The following is a 16,550-nucleotide window of genomic DNA, read 5'->3' on the forward strand; positions in this document are numbered from 1 at the left end:
ACAAAACAGAGAGCTTAGTTTAAGCTCAGCTGCGGTATCACCTCTCTCGCCTGCGCCAGGTAATCGGAACGATCTTTACCTGTCAGGCCTTCGGTGCGCGGCAGTTTGGCCGTCAGTGGGTTCACGGCCTGCTGGTTGATCCACACTTCATAGTGCAGATGCGGTCCAGTAGAGCGTCCGGTGTTGCCGGAGAGCGCGATACGGTCGCCGCGTTTCACTTTCTGCCCCGGTTTGACCAGCAGCTTACGCAGGTGCATATAGCGGGTGGTATAGGTACGACCGTGACGGATAGCCACGTAATAGCCTGCTGCACCGCTGCGTTTTGCCATCACCACTTCGCCATCGCCAACGGACAGCACCGGCGTGCCCTGCGGCATCGCGAAGTCTACCCCGCGGTGAGGCGCAACGCGCCCGGTAACCGGGTTCAGACGACGCGGGTTAAAGTTAGAGGAGACGCGGAACTGTTTCGCCGTCGGGAAACGCAGGAAGCCTTTCGCAAGGCCCGTACCGCTGCGGTCATAGAACTTGCCATCTTCAGCGCGAATGGCGTAGTAATCTTTTCCCTCGGAGCGCAGACGCACCCCCAGCAGCTGGCTCTGCTCGCGCTTGCCGTCCAGCATTTCGCGGGACATCAGGACGGAAAACTCATCGCCTTTCTTCAGCTTACGGAAATCCATCTGCCACTGCATGGCTTTGATCACCGCGCTGATTTCACCGCTGGTCAGGCCCGCATCACGGGCGCTGGAAACAAAGCTTCCGCCCACGGTACCTTTCATCACGCTGTTAACCCAGTCGCCTTTCTGCATTTCACTGGTCATTTTGAAACCGTTTGCAGTGCGGTCATAGGTGCGGGTTTCGCGGCGGGACATTTCCCAGGTCAAACGCTGAAGATCGCCATCCGCCGTTAATGTCCAGGAGAGCTGTTGCCCGATTTTCAGGTTACGCAGGTCTTTATCCGCAGCGGCCAGCTGGCTGATATTGCCCATGTCGATACCGTACTGGTTGAGCACGCTGCTCAGCGTGTCACCGGTAGAGACAACGTATTCGTGGATCCCCGCTTCGTTCTCGGTTTTATCGTCCAGTTCATCCTGAGGGATAGCTTCATCTTCCTGAGCGGCCTGGTCGATAGGCTCGCTGGCTTCAGGCAGCAAAGAGCGGATCTCGCTCTTTTCAAGCTCGATGGTTTTAATGATAGGGGCAGAACTCGGGTGGTAAACATAGGGCCGCCAGACGGCGACCGCTAAGGTGAGAACTGTAAGCGACCCCAGCATAACGCGGTGGGGTCGAGGCAGATTGTTAAATGCCAGGGCGACAGAGCGGGCTATCTGTTGCACGTATTCACTTCCTCGTTAATCTCCTTTCAGGCAGCTCGCATACTGGTTCGCCAGTTGGCTGAGGAACTGCGAATAGCTCGCTTTGCTCAACTGGATATTCGTACCTAGCGGGTCAAGGGTTCCCATGCGCACGGATGTTCCCCTGGCCACGGCTTCTACGACCGCTGGCCTGAACTGTGGCTCAGCAAAAACGCATGTCGCTTTCTGCTCAACCAACTGTGTTCTGATTTCATGTAAACGCTGCGCACCAGGTTGAATTTCAGGGTTGACGGTAAAGTGCCCAAGCGGGGTCAGGCCGTAGTGTTTTTCGTAGTAGCCGTAGGCGTCATGAAAAACGAAATACCCTTTTCCTTTCAACGGTGCGAGCTCATTACCTACCTGCTTATCGGTTGCGGCTAATTGTGCCTCAAAATCCTTCAGGTTGGCGTCTAGTTTGGCTCGACTTTGCGGCATAAGTTCCACTAATTTGTCATGGATTGCAACCGCTGAAAGCCGCGCTATCTCTGGGGATAGCCAGAGATGCATGTTGTACTCGCCGTGATGGTGATCTCCATCACCTTTTTCACCCTCTGCAGCGTGATGGTCATGTTCGTCACCGTCATCATCCGCCCCTTTCATGAGCAACGGTTTCACGCCGGAAAGCCCGGCAATCGCGACCTGTTTTTGATCAGCAATCTGTTTGGCGGATTTCTGCATGAATGCTTCCATCTCCGGACCAATCCAGACAACTAAGTCTGCGTTTTGTAAGCGTTTTACATCAGACGGGCGCAGAGAATAGTCATGCTCTGAGGCCCCGTCAGGGAGCAGAACCTGGGTTTCCGTTACCCCATCGGCAATGGCCGACGCGATGAATCCAAGCGGTTTAAGCGAAGCAACAACGGCAGCGTTAACATCTTGTGCGGTTGTTCCCCAAAGGGCAGCGGATAATGCTGCGAAAAGAAGCGTATTTTTATGTAACATAATGCGACTAATCATCGTAGTGAATGCGTGGAATGTGATATTATAACATTCGTTGACTTCTTCAAGCTTAAATTGACATGACGACTCTGGTTTCTCTCGACAATATTTCGGTCTCCTTTGGCCAGCGCCGCGTCCTCTCTGACGTATCGCTGGATCTCAAGCCCGGAAAAATTCTGACGCTGCTCGGCCCCAATGGCGCAGGTAAATCCACTCTGGTGCGCGTGGTGCTGGGTCTGGTTACACCGGATGAAGGTGTAATCACGCGCGAGGAAAAATTGCGGATCGGCTATGTGCCGCAAAAATTACATCTGGACGCCACCCTGCCGCTGACGGTAAATCGTTTTCTGCGTTTGCGTCCGGGCACGCGAAAAGCCGATATTCTCCCGGCGCTGAAGCGCGTGCAGGCGGGCCACCTTATCGACGCGCCGTTGCAGAAGCTGTCCGGCGGTGAGACGCAGCGCGTTTTGCTGGCCCGTGCGCTGCTGAGCAGCCCGCAGCTGCTGGTGCTGGATGAGCCAACCCAGGGCGTGGACGTCAATGGTCAGGTCGCGCTTTATGATTTGATCGACCAGCTGCGCCGCGAACTGAACTGCGCCGTGCTGATGGTCTCCCATGACCTACATCTGGTGATGGCGAAAACCGACGAAGTGCTGTGTCTCAACCATCACATTTGCTGTTCCGGCACGCCTGAAGTGGTCTCAATGCACCCGGAATTTATCTCCATGTTCGGCCCTCGCGGCGCTGAACAGCTTGGCATTTATCGCCATCATCATAATCACCGCCATGATTTGCAGGGACGAATCGTTCTGCGTCGGGGAAATGGACACTCATGATTGAACTGTTACTGCCCGGCTGGCTGGCCGGGGTTATGCTTGCCTGCGCCGCAGGCCCACTCGGCTCGTTTGTGGTGTGGCGCAGAATGTCTTACTTCGGTGATACCCTGGCGCATGCGTCGCTGCTGGGCGTTGCCTTTGGTTTGCTGCTGGATGTGAATCCCTTTTACGCGGTGATTGTGGTCACGCTGCTGCTGGCGGCCGGTCTGGTCTGGCTGGAGAAGCGCCCTCACCTCGCGATTGATACGCTGCTTGGCATCATGGCGCACAGCGCGCTGTCGCTGGGTCTGGTCGTTGTTAGCCTGATGTCAAATATCCGCGTTGACCTGATGGCCTACCTGTTCGGCGATCTGCTGGCCGTAACGCCTGACGATCTCATCGCGATCGCCATTGGCGTGGTGGTGGTACTGGGTATTCTGCTGTGGCAGTGGCGGAATTTACTGGCAATGACCGTCAGCCCGGATCTGGCGTTTGTCGACGGCGTGAAGCTGCAGCGCGTGAAGCTGCTGCTGATGCTGGTGACGGCGTTAACGATTGGCGTGGCAATGAAGTTTGTCGGCGCACTGATCATCACGTCGCTGCTGATTATCCCTGCCGCCACGGCGCGCCGTTTTGCACGTACGCCAGAGCAAATGGCCGGTATCGCGGTGGTTATCGGGATGATCGCCGTCACGGGCGGGTTAACCTTTTCGGCGTTTTATGACACGCCGGCCGGACCGTCTGTGGTCTTGAGCGCGGCGGTGTTGTTTGTTTTCAGTATGATGAAAAAGACCGCGCAGTAGTGAGCATTTCCCCGGTGGCGCTTCGCTTACCGGGGCTACAATTTATCGCTACTTACGGCATTGCGGGCGGCGTAATACCGAAATGATTCCACGCCCGCACCGTCGCCATACGACCACGTGGGGTACGCTGTAAGAAGCCCTGCTGGATCAGATACGGCTCCAGCACATCTTCAATCGTCTCACGCTCTTCGCCAATTGCCGCCGCCAGGTTATCCAGCCCGACCGGGCCACCGAAGAACTTGTCCAGCACCGCCAGCAGCAGTTTACGGTCCATATAGTCAAAGCCTTCAGCATCGACGTTCAGCATATCCAGCGCCTGAGCGGCGATCTCGGCGGAAATCGAACCATCGTGCTTCACTTCAGCAAAGTCACGCACGCGGCGCAGCAGGCGGTTGGCAATACGCGGCGTACCGCGGGAACGTTTCGCCACTTCATATGCCCCCTCTTCGCTCATATCCAGCCCCATGTAGCGCGCGCTGCGCCCCACAATGTGCTGAAGATCGGGCACCTGATAAAACTCCAGACGCTGAACGATGCCAAAGCGGTCGCGCAGCGGAGAGGTCAACGACCCGGCGCGGGTCGTGGCGCCAATCAGGGTAAACGGCGGCAGATCGATTTTGATGGAGCGCGCGGCCGGGCCTTCGCCGATCATGATATCCAGCTGGTAATCTTCCATCGCCGGATAGAGCACTTCCTCCACCACCGGTGACAGGCGGTGGATCTCATCGATAAACAGCACGTCATGCGGTTCAAGGTTGGTCAGCATCGCCGCCAGATCGCCCGCTTTCTCCAGCACCGGGCCGGAGGTGGTACGCAGGTTGACGCCCATTTCATTGGCGACGATATTCGCCAGGGTAGTTTTACCTAACCCCGGCGGGCCAAAAATCAGCAGGTGATCGAGCGCATCGCCGCGCAGCTTTGCCGCCTGGATGAAAATCTCCATCTGGGAACGAACCTGCGGCTGGCCGATGTACTCATCAAGCAGCTTCGGGCGGATCGCACGATCCACCACGTCTTCTGCCTGAAGGGTGCCTGCCGATACCAGGCGGTCTGCTTCAATCATCCTTTACCTCACAATGCAGCGCGCAGCGCTTCACGAATCAGAGTTTCACTGCTGGCGTCCGGTTTGGCAATTTTGCTCACCATCCGGCTGGCCTCCTGAGGTTTATAGCCCAGCGCCACCAGCGCGGCAACCGCTTCCTGCTCGGCGTCATCATCAGAGGCAGGCGTACCCGGAGCAGTCAGAACCAAATCGGCAGCCGGAGTGAACAGATCGCCGTGCAGACCTTTAAAGCGGTCTTTCATCTCAACTATCAGACGCTCTGCGGTTTTCTTACCAATGCCCGGAAGCTTAACCAGCGCCGCGGGATCTTCACGCTCAACGGCATTCACAAACTGCGGAGCGGACATGCCGGACAAAATCGCCAGCGCCAGCTTAGGCCCCACACCGTTGGTTTTAATCAGCTCGCGAAACAGGGTGCGTTCCTGCTTGTTGTTAAAGCCGTACAGCAGCTGAGCGTCTTCACGCACCACAAACTGGGTAAAGACAATCGCCTCTTTGCCCGCGTCCGGCAGCTCGTAGAAACAGGTCATCGGCATATGGACTTCATAGCCCACGCCACCCACTTCCAGCAGCACTAACGGGGGTTGTTTTTCAATGATGATGCCTCTGAGTCTGCCTATCACGTGACGCTCCTGCGTTCTGGGAGAAATTAACTGCCGACATAATAAAAAAAGGCTGGATGTTTATCCAGCCTGATTTCTGATTATCGTAACCTGCCTCGCGCCAGATTGAGCCGCGACTCGCTCATTTGCATCGCGTTCTGGCTGACGTGGCAGTGGGTAATTGCAATCGCCAGCGCATCGGCGGCGTCGGCCTGCGGGTTCGCGGGAAGCTTCAGCAGGGTGCGCACCATGTGCTGCACCTGGCTCTTCTCCGCGCTACCGATGCCCACCACCGTCTGCTTGACCTGCCTTGCCGCGTATTCGAATACCGGCAAATCCTGGTTCACCGCAGCCACGATGGCCACCCCACGCGCCTGACCGAGCTTCAGCGCCGAATCCGCGTTCTTCGCCATAAAGACCTGCTCAATGGCGAAATAGTCTGGCTGAAACTGGGTGATGATCTCCGATACGCCCGCATAAATAAGCTTGAGGCGCGACGGCAGATCGTCCACTTTGGTGCGAATGCATCCACTGCCGAGGTAGGTTAGCTGGCGTCCCACCTGACGGATAACGCCATACCCGGTGACGCGTGAGCCGGGGTCAATCCCGAGGATAATCGACATCACGCGTCTCCCGTAAACGGTTTACAGGCTCTCATCAGAGAGTCGCTGCAACCTCATCAGAGATTTCACCGTTGTGGTACACTTCCTGCACGTCGTCGCAGTCTTCGAGCATGTCGATCAGACGCAGCAGTTTCGGTGCGGTTTCTGCATCCATATCCGCTTTGGTGGACGGGATCATGGAGACTTCAGCGTTGTCCGCTTTCAGGCCCGCCGCTTCCAGCGCATCGCGCACGGCACCCATCTCTTCCCACGCGGTGTAGACGTCAATGGCACCATCATCGTAGGTCACCACGTCTTCCGCACCCGCTTCTAACGCCGCTTCCATGATCGCATCTTCGTCGCCTTTCTCGAAAGAGATGACGCCTTTTTTGCTGAACAGGTAAGCTACGGAGCCGTCAGTGCCCAGGTTGCCACCGGTTTTGGTGAACGCGTGGCGCACTTCCGCAACGGTACGGTTACGGTTGTCGGACAGGCATTCAACCATCACCGCAGTACCGCCAGGGCCGTAACCTTCATAAATGATGGTTTCCATGTTCGCGTCTTCATCACCGCCCACGCCGCGTGCGATAGCACGGTTCAGGGTGTCACGCGTCATGTTGTTAGACAGCGCTTTATCTACCGCCGCGCGCAGGCGTGGGTTAGAAGCCGGGTCGCCGCCGCCCAGACGCGCTGCTGTCACCAGCTCGCGAATGATTTTGGTAAAGATCTTACCGCGCTTGGCATCCTGTGCCGCTTTACGGTGTTTGGTGTTGGCCCACTTACTATGACCTGCCATAAAAAGTTCTCCAAAAATCGCGCCTTCTCAGGCCGCGTTAATTACAAATTCTTCAATCGCCTGCCGGTTGCTCCACGACTTGGTCAGTGCGGCGGCATCCGCCGCGTTCACCCAGCGGTAGTTCAGGTGTTCGGTAAACACGATCTCCCGCTCATGGGGGAGCGCGAGACAGAACCACGACTCCGTGTTGCGCTCAATGCCCGGCGCATAGCGATGACGTAAATGGCTAAAAATTTCAAACTCCACCGTGCGCTGACAGTCCTTCAGGGTCAGTTGCTCATGAGCAACGTCAATGGTGACCTCTTCCTTTACTTCACGCGCGGCGGCCTGCGCCGCGGTCTCCCCCTCTTCCAGGCTGCCGGTAACCGACTGCCAGAAATCAGGATCGTCGCGCCGCTGCAACATCAGCACCCGCTTCGTGTCTTCTGCATAAATGACCACCAGGACAGAAACGGGAAGCTTATATGCCATATCAGTTTTTCTCTTCCTTCTTCACCACTTCAATGCCCAGCTCGGTCAGCGCTGCCGGGTTGGCAAAGCTTGGCGCTTCGGTCATCAGACACGCTGCGGCAGTGGTTTTCGGGAAGGCGATAACGTCACGAATGTTATCGGTGCCGGTCAGCAGCATGGTCAGACGGTCGAGACCGAAGGCCAGACCCGCGTGCGGAGGCGTGCCGTACTTCAGGGCGTCCAGCAGGAAGCCAAACTTCTCGCGCTGTTCCTGCTCGTTAATACCCAGAATGCCGAACACGGTCTGCTGCATTTCACCGCTGTGAATACGTACGGAGCCGCCGCCCACTTCATAGCCGTTGATAACCATGTCATAAGCGTTTGCCACTGCCTCTTCCGGCGCCGCTTTCAGCTCTGCCGCCGTCATCTCTTTTGGCGAGGTGAACGGGTGGTGCATCGCGGTCAGGCCGCCTTCACCGTCGTCTTCAAACATCGGGAAGTCGATAACCCACAGCGGAGCCCATTTGCTTTCGTCGGTCAGGTTCAGGTCTTTGCCGAGCTTCAGACGCAGCGCGCCCATTGCATCAGCAACAACTTTCTTGTTGTCTGCGCCGAAGAAGATCATGTCGCCGTCCTGCGCACCGGTGCGCTCAAGGATCGCTTCCACGATGTCCGCGTTCAGGAACTTCGCCACCGGGCTGGTGATCCCTTCCAGACCTTTCGCACGCTCGGTCACTTTAATATAGGCCAGACCTTTCGCGCCGTAGATCTTAATAAAGTTGCCGTAGTCATCAATCTGCTTACGGCTCAGCGCCGCGCCGCCCGGTACGCGCAGGGCAGCCACGCGGCCTTTCGGATCGTTAGCCGGTCCCGCGAATACCGCGAACTCAACGGATTTCACCAGGTCTGCTACGTCCACCAGCTCCATCGGGTTACGCAGGTCTGGTTTGTCGGAGCCGTAGCGACGTTCCGCTTCGGCGAAGGTCATGATCGGGAAATCGCCCAGCTCAACGCCCTTCACATCATTCCACAGGCTACGCACCAGCGCTTCCATCACTTCACGCACCTGTTCGGCGGTCATGAAGGAAGTTTCAACATCGATCTGGGTAAATTCTGGCTGACGGTCAGCGCGCAGGTCTTCGTCGCGGAAGCACTTAACGATTTGATAATAGCGGTCGAAGCCGGACATCATCAGCAGCTGTTTGAACAGCTGCGGTGACTGCGGCAGCGCGTAGAATTTGCCTTTATGAACGCGGGATGGCACCAGGTAATCGCGCGCGCCTTCCGGCGTCGCTTTGGTCAGCATCGGGGTTTCAATATCGAGGAAACCGTGGTCATCCATAAAGCGACGCACCAGGCTGGTGATTTTCGCACGGGTTTTCAGGCGCTGAGCCATTTCCGGACGACGCAGATCCAGGTAGCGGTATTTCAGACGCGCTTCTTCAGTGTTGACGTGGTTGGAGTCCAGCGGCAGCGCTTCGGCACGGTTGATGATAACCAGATCGGACGCCAGCACTTCGATAGCGCCCGTCGCCATGTCTGCGTTAACGTTTTTCTCGTCACGCGCACGTACGGTGCCGGTGACCTGAATGCAGAACTCATTACGCAGTTCAGAGGCCAGCTTCAGCGCATCTGCGCGATCCGGGTCGAAGAACACCTGAACGATACCTTCACGGTCGCGCATATCAATGAAGATAAGGCTACCAAGATCACGACGACGGTTGACCCAACCACACAGGGTGACCTGCTGTCCGACGTGGGACTGACGCAGCTGCCCGCAATATTCTGTACGCATGAGATATCCCTTAATTAGCCGCAGGCTAAATGTCGCCTGGTATGCAGGCTACTATGTCGCAGCTTTCTGTATGTCACAACTGGATGAAAAAAGGCGGCTATTATACTGGAAATTCCGCCGGACGATAAGAGCCAACCACCGCCAGACGGTCGTTTGCTGCACTCTTATTGCGCATTCTCACAAAAATTAACAAAATTATCCGACCGATAACAGGTCATCACGTCGTAAGGTGTTACGGAAGTGATTAATTTACCTGGAGTGACGATGTTAACACTTGATGCCCGCAAAACCGCGCTTGTTGTGATTGATTTACAGGAAGGGATCCTGCCCTTCGCCGGTGGCCCACACGCAGCGGATGAAGTCGTCAGCCGCGCCGCTCGCCTGGCCGAGAAGTGCCGCGCCAGCGGTGCCCCTGTGGTCATGGTGCGCGTCGGCTGGTCCGCTGATTTCGCCGAGGCGTTAAAACAGCCCGTTGATGCCCAGGCGCCCGCACATGCCCTGCCGGAAAACTGGTGGACGTACCCGGTGTCGCTGGGCAAACGCGACAGCGATATCGAAGTAACTAAACGCCAGTGGGGCGCGTTCTACGGGACCGACCTTGAGCTGCAGCTTCGCCGCCGCGGTATCGACACCATTATTCTGTGCGGCATTTCCACCAATATCGGCGTCGAATCGACAGCCCGTAACGCCTGGGAGCTGGGCTTTAATCTGGTGATTGCTGAAGATGCCTGCAGCGCGGCTTCCGCCGAACAGCATCAGGGCAGCATGACCCATATCTTCCCGCGCATCGGACGCGTGCGCAGCACGGATGAGATTTTAAGCGCGCTATGATGTACGTGGGCCTGCCCCAGTGGTCGCACCCGAAATGGGTGCGCCTGGGCATTACCAGGCTTGAAGAGTATGCCCGACACTTTAACTGCGTCGAGGGTAACACCACGCTGTATGCGCTGCCCAAAGCCGAGATAGTCGAACGCTGGCGGGAGCAAACAACGGACGATTTCCGTTTCTGCTTTAAGTTTCCGGCGACCATTTCCCACCAGGCCGCGCTGCGCAACTGCGGGGACTTAACGGAAGAATTTTTCACGCGCATGTCGCCGCTGGCGAACCGAATTGGACAATACTGGCTCCAGCTTCCCGCCACGTTTGGCCCGCGCGATCTGCCCGCCCTGTGGCAGTTCCTGGATGCCCTGCCCCGCGAATTCACCTACGGCGTGGAAGTCCGACATCAGGACTTCTTTGCGAAAGGCGAAGCCGAAAAAGCGCTCAACCGGGGCCTGCTGGATCGTTCCGTTAACCGGGTGATACTCGACAGTCGTCCGGTGCACAGCGCGGTACCGCATAACGAGGCCATCGTTGATGCTCAGCGTAAAAAACCGAAAGTGCCGGTCCACGCCATCGTGACCGCACAGAACCCGATGGTCAGGTTCATCGGCAGCGACAATATGCAGCAAAATCAGGCGATGTTCGCCGTCTGGCTGCAAAAACTCGCGAGCTGGGAGCACACCACCACGCCGTACCTCTTTTTGCACACGCCGGATATTGCACAGGCGCCCGAACTGGTCGATGCTCTGTGGCAGGCCTTGCAGGCAGCGGTGCCGTCCGTGGGCTGCGTCCCTTCCATCCCACAACAATCTTCTCTTTTCTGATATCACCCCCTATCATAGTGAAGTGCCATCTGCCAAAAAACAGGGAGTTAGTATGGTCAGCGCGCTGTATGCGGTGTTAGGTGCATTACTGCTGATTAAATTTTCGTTTGATGTTGTGCGCCTCAGGATGCAGTACCGCGTCTCTTACGGCGACGGCGGTTTCTCCGAACTGCAAAGCGCTATTCGCATTCACGGTAATGCGGTGGAATACATTCCCGTTGCTCTCATCCTGCTGCTGTTTATGGAGATGAATGGCGCGGAAACCTGGATGGTGCATATTTGTGGTCTGATGCTTATTGCTGGCCGGTTAATGCATTATTACGGCTTTCACCACCGTTTATTCCGCTGGCGTCGTTCCGGCATGAGCGCGACCTGGTGTTCACTTTTGCTGATGGTGCTGGCTAACCTGTGGTATATGCCGTGGGAGTTGGTTTTCTCCCTCCATTAGCGCACAATACGCCACTTTATTTTTCCCGGATTTTTACGTTATGTCAGATCGCGACACGCTTTTTTCCGCGCCTATCGCCAGCCTGGGCGACTGGACCTTCGATGAACGGGTAGCCGAAGTCTTCCCGGATATGATCCAGCGCTCTGTTCCCGGTTATTCAAATATTATCTCTATGATCGGTATGCTGGCTGAGCGCTTCGTTCAACCCGGTACGCAGGTCTATGACCTGGGCTGCTCGCTCGGCGCGGCAACGCTGTCGGTACGTCGTAACATTCATCACGATGGCTGCCGAATCATTGCCGTCGATAATTCCCCGGCCATGGTGGAACGCTGCCGTCGCCATATTGACGCGTACAAAGCCCCCGTTCCGGTGGACGTGGTGGAAGGCGATATCCGCGAGATCGAGATTAATAACGCCTCGATGGTAGTGCTGAATTTTACCCTGCAGTTCCTGGTGCCTGAAGACCGCCAGCTGCTGCTGGACAAAATTTACCAGGGGCTGAATCCCGGCGGCGCGCTGGTGCTTTCTGAAAAATTCAGCTTTGAGGATGCCAAAGTAGGCGAGCTGCTGTTCAACATGCACCACGATTTCAAACGGGCGAACGGCTACAGCGAGCTGGAGATCAGCCAGAAGCGCAGCATGCTGGAAAACGTGATGCTGACGGACTCCGTGGAAACCCATAAAGCGCGCCTGCACAAAGCCGGTTTTGAGCACAGCGAACTGTGGTTCCAGTGCTTTAACTTTGGCTCTCTGGTGGCGCTAAAAGCCGGGGATGCCGCATGATTGAATTCAGCAACTTTTATCAGCTGATTGCTAAAAATCACCTTTCCCACTGGCTGGAGACCCTGCCGGCGCAGATTGCCGCGTGGCAGCGCGATCAGCAGCACGGCCTGTTAAAGCAGTGGTCAAATGCCGTGGAGTATCTGCCGGAGCTGACGCCGCATCGTCTGGATTTACTGCACAGCGTGACGGCGGAAAGCGCAGAGCCGCTCCCTGCCGGGCAGATCAACCGCATCGAAACGCTGATGCGTAATTTAATGCCGTGGCGCAAAGGGCCGTTCTCGCTGTACGGCGTGAACATCAATACCGAGTGGCGCTCAGACTGGAAGTGGGATCGCGTACTGCCGCACCTTTCCGACCTGACCGGGCGCACCATTCTGGACGTAGGCTGCGGCAGCGGTTACCACATGTGGCGCATGATTGGCGCGGGAGCCCATCTGGCGGTCGGCATCGACCCGATGCAGCTCTTCCTGTGCCAGTTTGAGGCAGTGCGAAAACTGCTCGGCAACGACCAGCGCGCGCACCTGCTGCCGCTGGGCATAGAGCAGCTCCCTGCCCTGAAAGCGTTCGATACCGTCTTCTCAATGGGCGTGCTGTATCATCGTCGTTCCCCGCTTGAACACCTGTGGCAGCTCAAAGATCAGCTGGTCAGCGGCGGCGAGCTGGTGCTGGAAACGCTGGTAATTGAAGGCGATGAGCATGCGGTTCTGGTGCCGGGCGATCGCTACGCACAGATGCGCAACGTTTACTTCATCCCGTCCGCGCTGGCGCTGAAAAACTGGCTGGAGAAATGCGGATTTGTGGATGTGCGCATTGCCGATGTTTGCGTAACGTCTCTCGAAGAGCAGCGCCGCACCGACTGGATGATCACCGAATCGCTGGAGCAGTTCCTCGCCCCGGCCGACCACAGCAAAACCGTTGAAGGCTATCCTGCACCCATGCGTGCGGTGTTGATTGCGACCAAGCCGTAGTTTTCCCCTCTCCCCTGTGGGGTGAGGGGATAAAAAAAGGCCCCTGTTGAAATTGCAGGGGCCTGGTACAAGCAAGCATCATATTGGGCGACATGATGCGCGGTAAAAATCGGTACGTTGCTACACGTGATGACGCTCAATCAGCGACTTCATTTCCGCAACCGACTCTCCCTCTACGCCGTAGCGAGAATATTCATCCGCTTCAGCATCCGTCGACATTGACAGCCCTGTATTGCGATAACGCATGGGTGAAGGTATCCATTTCCCCGCAGAGCTGTGAAGCTCTTCCACCCCGGCGTTTAAAAACCGTTCCAGATTGCTGGCACGGACTCCCGCACCCGCCATTATTATTGGAACACCGGAATGTGCTTTTAGTTCCGTAATTAATTGCAGACCTTTTTCCGCAGAAGACTGCTGTCCCGATGTCAGGACGCGCGCCACGCCAAGTTCGGCAAGCGTATCAAATGCTTGCAGGGGATCTTTGCACATATCAAACGCACGATGAAAGGTGACGGCCATTCCTTTCGCGGCGTCCATCACCTTACGCATCCGCGGCAGATCGACGTGACCATCCTCATCAAGCAGGCCGGTCACCAGCCCCGGGAAGCCCAGGTCACGAACCAGCGCGATATCTTCAAGCATGGCACTGAACTCGCCCGCCGTGTAACAAAAATCGCCGCCGCGAGGCCGAATAATCGGATGGACCGGGATGGTGACGGCCTGGCGGGCAGACTTCAACACGCCGTATGAAGGCGTTAACCCCCCTTCTTTCGGGGCGGCGCATAGCTCAATCCGGTCAGCTCCCATCTGTTGCGCCGTTACGGCACACGCCACGCTGTAACAACAAATCTCCAGCAGCGCCATCTGCTTCTCCTTAAAATCAGCTTAACGCGCCATCATGGCACGCCTCTCGTTTCGTGTCTCAGCGACGAATCACAACTCTCAGGCTTCGCTGGCAACGATCTGCTCAATGGTCCAGGGATGAAATTTCACGGTCACCTGCCCGTCCGTCACGGCCAGCGTCGGGTTAGGCAGACGCTCGCGCTCGCCTTTGGGTGAACTCGTCTTCACAAAAATCCCCGGCTTGCTTAACCCGTCGTCTGACAGCAGGGCCAGGGCGCGCGCGTTCAACGTTTCCGGCTCACCCGGCAGGACGATTTCGATATGCTCCCAGCCTTCGTGCGGATAGCGTTTCTCGCCCGGCCACGGCAGTTCAACCACGGTGAACTGCCAGTGCGCCACGTTCACCGGCTCATGCAGTTTGAACAGGCAAATGGGGCGTCCATTGATGATGTTCTCAGAGAGCAACTCGCCGCACTGTTCAAACCCGCGACGCCAGCGCTCGGCGGTGGCATTCTGGTGGCAGCGCAAGGAAATGTGATCCGCCGTAAGCGGCACGATATCCAGACCAAGACGGGTGGCAAGTTCTGTGAACGCCTTTGTGAAGCGCGGTAAATCTGCGGAAATATCATGCAGTTCGTCAATGGATTGCCAGTTCGCCATAAGTCAGTCTCTTTTCGTGTCGCAAAGTCGCTAATTTACTCCGTTGCCCCGTTTTGACCAACCGCAGAATCCGGCTTTTTATGACTGCATGGTTATGCACGCTTTCTTAGCCTGGATTCTGAGCAATCTTCGTCCCCCGCAATGCTGACGCCAGAAGGCATTTGCAGTATACTCCCGCCCTAAATTCTTTAACTGGCGCGGGCGGTTGTAAGCCCGCATCAAAAACGTAAGGTATCCAGGTGAATATTCAGGCTCTTCTCTCCGAAAAAGTCAGTCAGGCACTGATTGCCGCAGGCGCACCTGCGGATTGCGAACCGCAGGTTCGTCAGTCAGCAAAAGTACAGTTTGGCGACTATCAGGCTAATGGCGTGATGGCAGTGGCTAAAAAACTGGGCATGCCGCCGCGACAGCTCGCTGAGCAGGTACTGACGCATCTGGATCTTTCCGGCATTGCCAGCAAAACCGAAATTGCTGGTCCGGGCTTTATCAATATTTTCCTTGAGCCTGCGTTCCTGGCGAGCCACGTTGACGCGGCGCTGAAGTCTGACCGTCTGGGCGTTTCCCAGCCGGAAGCGCAGACAGTGGTGGTCGACTACTCTGCCCCGAACGTGGCGAAGGAGATGCACGTAGGCCACCTGCGCTCCACCATCATCGGTGACGCCGCGGTACGCACCCTTGAGTTCCTCGGTCACAAGGTGATCCGCGCGAACCACGTAGGCGACTGGGGTACCCAGTTCGGCATGCTGATTGCTTACCTGGAAAAACAGCAGCAGGAAAACGCGGGTGAAATGGCGCTGGCGGACCTGGAAGGGTTCTACCGCGAAGCCAAAAAGCACTATGACGAAGACGAAGCCTTTGCCGAGCGCGCACGCAGCTACGTGGTGAAGCTGCAGGGCGGGGATCAATACTTCCTCGAGATGTGGCGCAAGCTGGTTGACATCACCATGTCCCAGAACCAGCTTACCTATAACCGTCTGAACGTGACCCTGACTCGCGACGACGTGATGGGTGAAAGCCTGTACAACCCGATGCTGCCAGGCATTGTGGCGGACCTGAAAGCCAAAAACCTGGCGGTGGAGAGCGAAGGCGCAACGGTAGTGTTCCTTGATGAGTACAAAAACAAGGAAGGCGAACCGATGGGCGTGATTATCCAGAAAAAGGATGGCGGCTATCTTTACACCACCACGGACATCGCGTGTGCGAAATACCGTTACGAAACCCTGCACGCCGACCGCGTGCTGTACTACATCGACTCCCGTCAGCACCAGCACCTGATGCAGGCGTGGACCATCGTGCGTAAAGCCGGTTACGTGCCGGACTGCGTGCCGCTGGAACACCACATGTTCGGCATGATGCTGGGTAAAGACGGCAAGCCGTTCAAAACCCGCGCGGGCGGTACCGTGAAGCTTTCCGATCTGCTGGACGAAGCGCTGGAGCGCGCCCGTCGCCTGGTGGCAGAGAAGAACCCGGACATGCCTGCTGACGAACTGGAAAAACTGGCCAACGCCGTCGGTATCGGCGCGGTGAAATACGCGGATCTTTCCAAGAACCGCACCACCGACTACATCTTCGACTGGGACAACATGCTGGCGTTTGAAGGCAACACGGCGCCGTACATGCAGTACGCCTATACCCGCGTGCTCTCCGTGTTCCGCAAGGCGAACATTGATGAAAGCGTGCTGGCGAATGCGACAGTGACCATCACGGAAGATCGTGAAGCACAGCTGGCGGCGCGTCTGCTGCAGTTCGAAGAGACGCTGACGGTTGTGGCGCGTGACGGCACGCCGCACGTGATGTGTGCTTACCTGTACGATCTGGCGGGTCTGTTCTCCGGCTTCTACGAGCACTGCCCTATTCTGTCTGCAGAAAATGAATCGGTGCGTAACAGCCGCCTGAAGCTGGCTCAGTTGACGGCGAAGACCCTGAAGCTGGGTCTGGATACCCTGGGTATCGAAACCGTAGAACGTATGTAAAAAAGAAACCC

General features: G+C 56.8%; 18 protein-coding genes. 8 read left to right on the top strand and 10 right to left on the bottom strand.

The features are described 5' to 3' along the window. Positions 1-14 precede the first annotated feature (14 nt). Together mepM and znuA are read right to left on the bottom strand one after the other, a co-directional pair. Positions 15-1,334, bottom strand: coding sequence for a murein DD-endopeptidase MepM (gene mepM, locus IM284_RS13555; protein ID WP_028013619.1), 1,320 nt, complete (start codon positions 1,332-1,334; stop codon positions 15-17). Positions 1,335-1,349: 15 nt separating this feature from the next. After that, positions 1,350-2,294: a zinc ABC transporter substrate-binding protein ZnuA gene (gene znuA / locus IM284_RS13560; RefSeq protein ID WP_047368119.1), complete on the bottom strand. Its 945-nt coding sequence runs from the start codon at positions 2,292-2,294 to the stop codon at positions 1,350-1,352. A gap of 77 nt (positions 2,295-2,371) precedes the next feature. On the opposite strand from znuA, the gene znuC reads away from it, so the two are divergent. Together znuC and znuB are read left to right on the top strand one after the other, a co-directional pair. Continuing rightward, on the top strand, positions 2,372-3,127 hold the full coding sequence (znuC, locus tag IM284_RS13565; RefSeq protein WP_028013621.1) for a zinc ABC transporter ATP-binding protein ZnuC: 756 nt from the start codon (positions 2,372-2,374) through the stop codon (positions 3,125-3,127). Then, positions 3,124-3,909 (top strand): zinc ABC transporter permease subunit ZnuB, encoded by a 786-nt coding sequence (znuB, locus tag IM284_RS13570; RefSeq protein ID WP_041909449.1) that lies wholly within the window; start codon positions 3,124-3,126, stop codon positions 3,907-3,909. The genes znuC and znuB overlap by 4 nt, the downstream gene beginning before the upstream one ends. A 52-nt stretch (positions 3,910-3,961) precedes the next feature. Here znuB and ruvB read toward each other — a convergent pair whose 3' ends face one another. The 6 genes from ruvB to aspS all read right to left on the bottom strand — a co-directional run bounded on the left by ruvB (position 3,962) and on the right by aspS (position 9,217). Continuing rightward, complete coding sequence (gene ruvB / locus IM284_RS13575) at positions 3,962-4,972, bottom strand: Holliday junction branch migration DNA helicase RuvB (RefSeq protein ID WP_028013623.1); 1,011 nt, start codon at positions 4,970-4,972, stop codon at positions 3,962-3,964. Between the two features lie 8 nt (positions 4,973-4,980). Then, positions 4,981-5,595 (bottom strand): Holliday junction branch migration protein RuvA, encoded by a 615-nt coding sequence (ruvA, locus tag IM284_RS13580; RefSeq protein WP_047367815.1) that lies wholly within the window; start codon positions 5,593-5,595, stop codon positions 4,981-4,983. An 80-nt stretch (positions 5,596-5,675) separates the two neighbouring features. Next, positions 5,676-6,197 carry a crossover junction endodeoxyribonuclease RuvC gene (ruvC, locus tag IM284_RS13585; protein ID WP_003859749.1) on the bottom strand — a complete coding sequence of 174 codons (522 nt, stop codon included), beginning with the start codon at positions 6,195-6,197 and terminating at the stop codon, positions 5,676-5,678. A gap of 34 nt (positions 6,198-6,231) precedes the next feature. Then, positions 6,232-6,972, bottom strand: a complete 741-nt coding sequence (locus IM284_RS13590) for a YebC/PmpR family DNA-binding transcriptional regulator (protein WP_003859747.1) — start codon at positions 6,970-6,972, stop codon at positions 6,232-6,234. Between the two features lie 27 nt (positions 6,973-6,999). After that, entirely contained in the window at positions 7,000-7,443 is a 444-nt protein-coding gene (gene nudB / locus IM284_RS13595) for a dihydroneopterin triphosphate diphosphatase (RefSeq protein ID WP_045260316.1), read from the bottom strand. A gap of 1 nt (position 7,444) precedes the next feature. Beyond that, positions 7,445-9,217 (bottom strand): aspartate--tRNA ligase, encoded by a 1,773-nt coding sequence (gene aspS / locus IM284_RS13600; protein ID WP_047367816.1) that lies wholly within the window; start codon positions 9,215-9,217, stop codon positions 7,445-7,447. A gap of 264 nt (positions 9,218-9,481) precedes the next feature. On the opposite strand from aspS, the gene IM284_RS13605 reads away from it, so the two are divergent. From IM284_RS13605 to cmoB, 5 genes are read left to right on the top strand one after another with little or no spacing between them, the layout of a single operon-like run. Further along, positions 9,482-10,048, top strand: a complete 567-nt coding sequence (locus tag IM284_RS13605) for a hydrolase (protein ID WP_047367817.1) — start codon at positions 9,482-9,484, stop codon at positions 10,046-10,048. Next, positions 10,045-10,863 carry a DUF72 domain-containing protein gene (locus IM284_RS13610; protein WP_047367818.1) on the top strand — a complete coding sequence of 273 codons (819 nt, stop codon included), beginning with the start codon at positions 10,045-10,047 and terminating at the stop codon, positions 10,861-10,863. Before IM284_RS13605 ends, IM284_RS13610 begins: the two co-directional genes overlap by 4 nt. A gap of 52 nt (positions 10,864-10,915) precedes the next feature. Beyond that, positions 10,916-11,311: an MAPEG family protein gene (locus IM284_RS13615; RefSeq protein ID WP_028013630.1), complete on the top strand. Its 396-nt coding sequence runs from the start codon at positions 10,916-10,918 to the stop codon at positions 11,309-11,311. A 40-nt stretch (positions 11,312-11,351) separates the two neighbouring features. After that, the gene (cmoA, locus tag IM284_RS13620; RefSeq protein WP_045260318.1) at positions 11,352-12,095 is read left to right on the top strand and encodes a carboxy-S-adenosyl-L-methionine synthase CmoA; all 744 of its coding nucleotides are present in this window, start codon (positions 11,352-11,354) and stop codon (positions 12,093-12,095) included. Then, positions 12,092-13,063, top strand: coding sequence for a tRNA 5-methoxyuridine(34)/uridine 5-oxyacetic acid(34) synthase CmoB (gene cmoB, locus IM284_RS13625; RefSeq protein ID WP_047367819.1), 972 nt, complete (start codon positions 12,092-12,094; stop codon positions 13,061-13,063). The genes cmoA and cmoB overlap by 4 nt, the downstream gene beginning before the upstream one ends. A 120-nt stretch (positions 13,064-13,183) precedes the next feature. Here the strand turns inward: cmoB and cutC are convergent, their stop codons facing one another. Then, complete coding sequence (gene cutC, locus IM284_RS13630; RefSeq protein ID WP_028013633.1) at positions 13,184-13,927, bottom strand: copper homeostasis protein CutC; 744 nt, start codon at positions 13,925-13,927, stop codon at positions 13,184-13,186. A 78-nt stretch (positions 13,928-14,005) separates the two neighbouring features. Then, positions 14,006-14,566: a VOC family protein gene (locus IM284_RS13635; protein WP_047367820.1), complete on the bottom strand. Its 561-nt coding sequence runs from the start codon at positions 14,564-14,566 to the stop codon at positions 14,006-14,008. Positions 14,567-14,805: 239 nt separating this feature from the next. Here IM284_RS13635 and argS point away from each other — a divergent pair, with 239 nt between their 5' ends. Beyond that, positions 14,806-16,539: an arginine--tRNA ligase gene (gene argS / locus IM284_RS13640; RefSeq protein ID WP_028013635.1), complete on the top strand. Its 1,734-nt coding sequence runs from the start codon at positions 14,806-14,808 to the stop codon at positions 16,537-16,539. The last annotated feature ends 11 nt before the right edge of the window (positions 16,540-16,550 follow it).

Source organism: Enterobacter cloacae complex sp. P12RS (assembly GCF_014895875.1).
GTDB classification, from domain to species: Bacteria; Pseudomonadota; Gammaproteobacteria; order Enterobacterales; family Enterobacteriaceae; genus Enterobacter; species Enterobacter bugandensis.

Excerpts from the sequence above, each read along its gene's own strand:
- IM284_RS13590 (WP_003859747.1), bottom strand. The coding sequence starts at position 6,972 with ATGGCAGGTCATAGTAAGTGGGCCAACACCAAACACCGTAAAGCGGCA.
- IM284_RS13615 (WP_028013630.1), top strand. The coding sequence starts at position 10,916 with ATGGTCAGCGCGCTGTATGCGGTGTTAGGTGCATTACTGCTGATTAAA.
- nudB (WP_045260316.1), bottom strand. The coding sequence starts at position 7,443 with ATGGCATATAAGCTTCCCGTTTCTGTCCTGGTGGTCATTTATGCAGAA.
- IM284_RS13635 (WP_047367820.1), bottom strand. The coding sequence starts at position 14,566 with ATGGCGAACTGGCAATCCATTGACGAACTGCATGATATTTCCGCAGAT.
- ruvC (WP_003859749.1), bottom strand. The coding sequence starts at position 6,197 with ATGTCGATTATCCTCGGGATTGACCCCGGCTCACGCGTCACCGGGTAT.
- IM284_RS13610 (WP_047367818.1), top strand. The coding sequence starts at position 10,045 with ATGATGTACGTGGGCCTGCCCCAGTGGTCGCACCCGAAATGGGTGCGC.
- znuC (WP_028013621.1), top strand. The coding sequence starts at position 2,372 with ATGACGACTCTGGTTTCTCTCGACAATATTTCGGTCTCCTTTGGCCAG.
- ruvB (WP_028013623.1), bottom strand. The coding sequence starts at position 4,972 with ATGATTGAAGCAGACCGCCTGGTATCGGCAGGCACCCTTCAGGCAGAA.
- cmoB (WP_047367819.1), top strand. The coding sequence starts at position 12,092 with ATGATTGAATTCAGCAACTTTTATCAGCTGATTGCTAAAAATCACCTT.
- znuA (WP_047368119.1), bottom strand. The coding sequence starts at position 2,294 with ATGTTACATAAAAATACGCTTCTTTTCGCAGCATTATCCGCTGCCCTT.
- znuB (WP_041909449.1), top strand. The coding sequence starts at position 3,124 with ATGATTGAACTGTTACTGCCCGGCTGGCTGGCCGGGGTTATGCTTGCC.
- IM284_RS13605 (WP_047367817.1), top strand. The coding sequence starts at position 9,482 with ATGTTAACACTTGATGCCCGCAAAACCGCGCTTGTTGTGATTGATTTA.
- aspS (WP_047367816.1), bottom strand. The coding sequence starts at position 9,217 with ATGCGTACAGAATATTGCGGGCAGCTGCGTCAGTCCCACGTCGGACAG.
- cutC (WP_028013633.1), bottom strand. The coding sequence starts at position 13,927 with ATGGCGCTGCTGGAGATTTGTTGTTACAGCGTGGCGTGTGCCGTAACG.
- cmoA (WP_045260318.1), top strand. The coding sequence starts at position 11,352 with ATGTCAGATCGCGACACGCTTTTTTCCGCGCCTATCGCCAGCCTGGGC.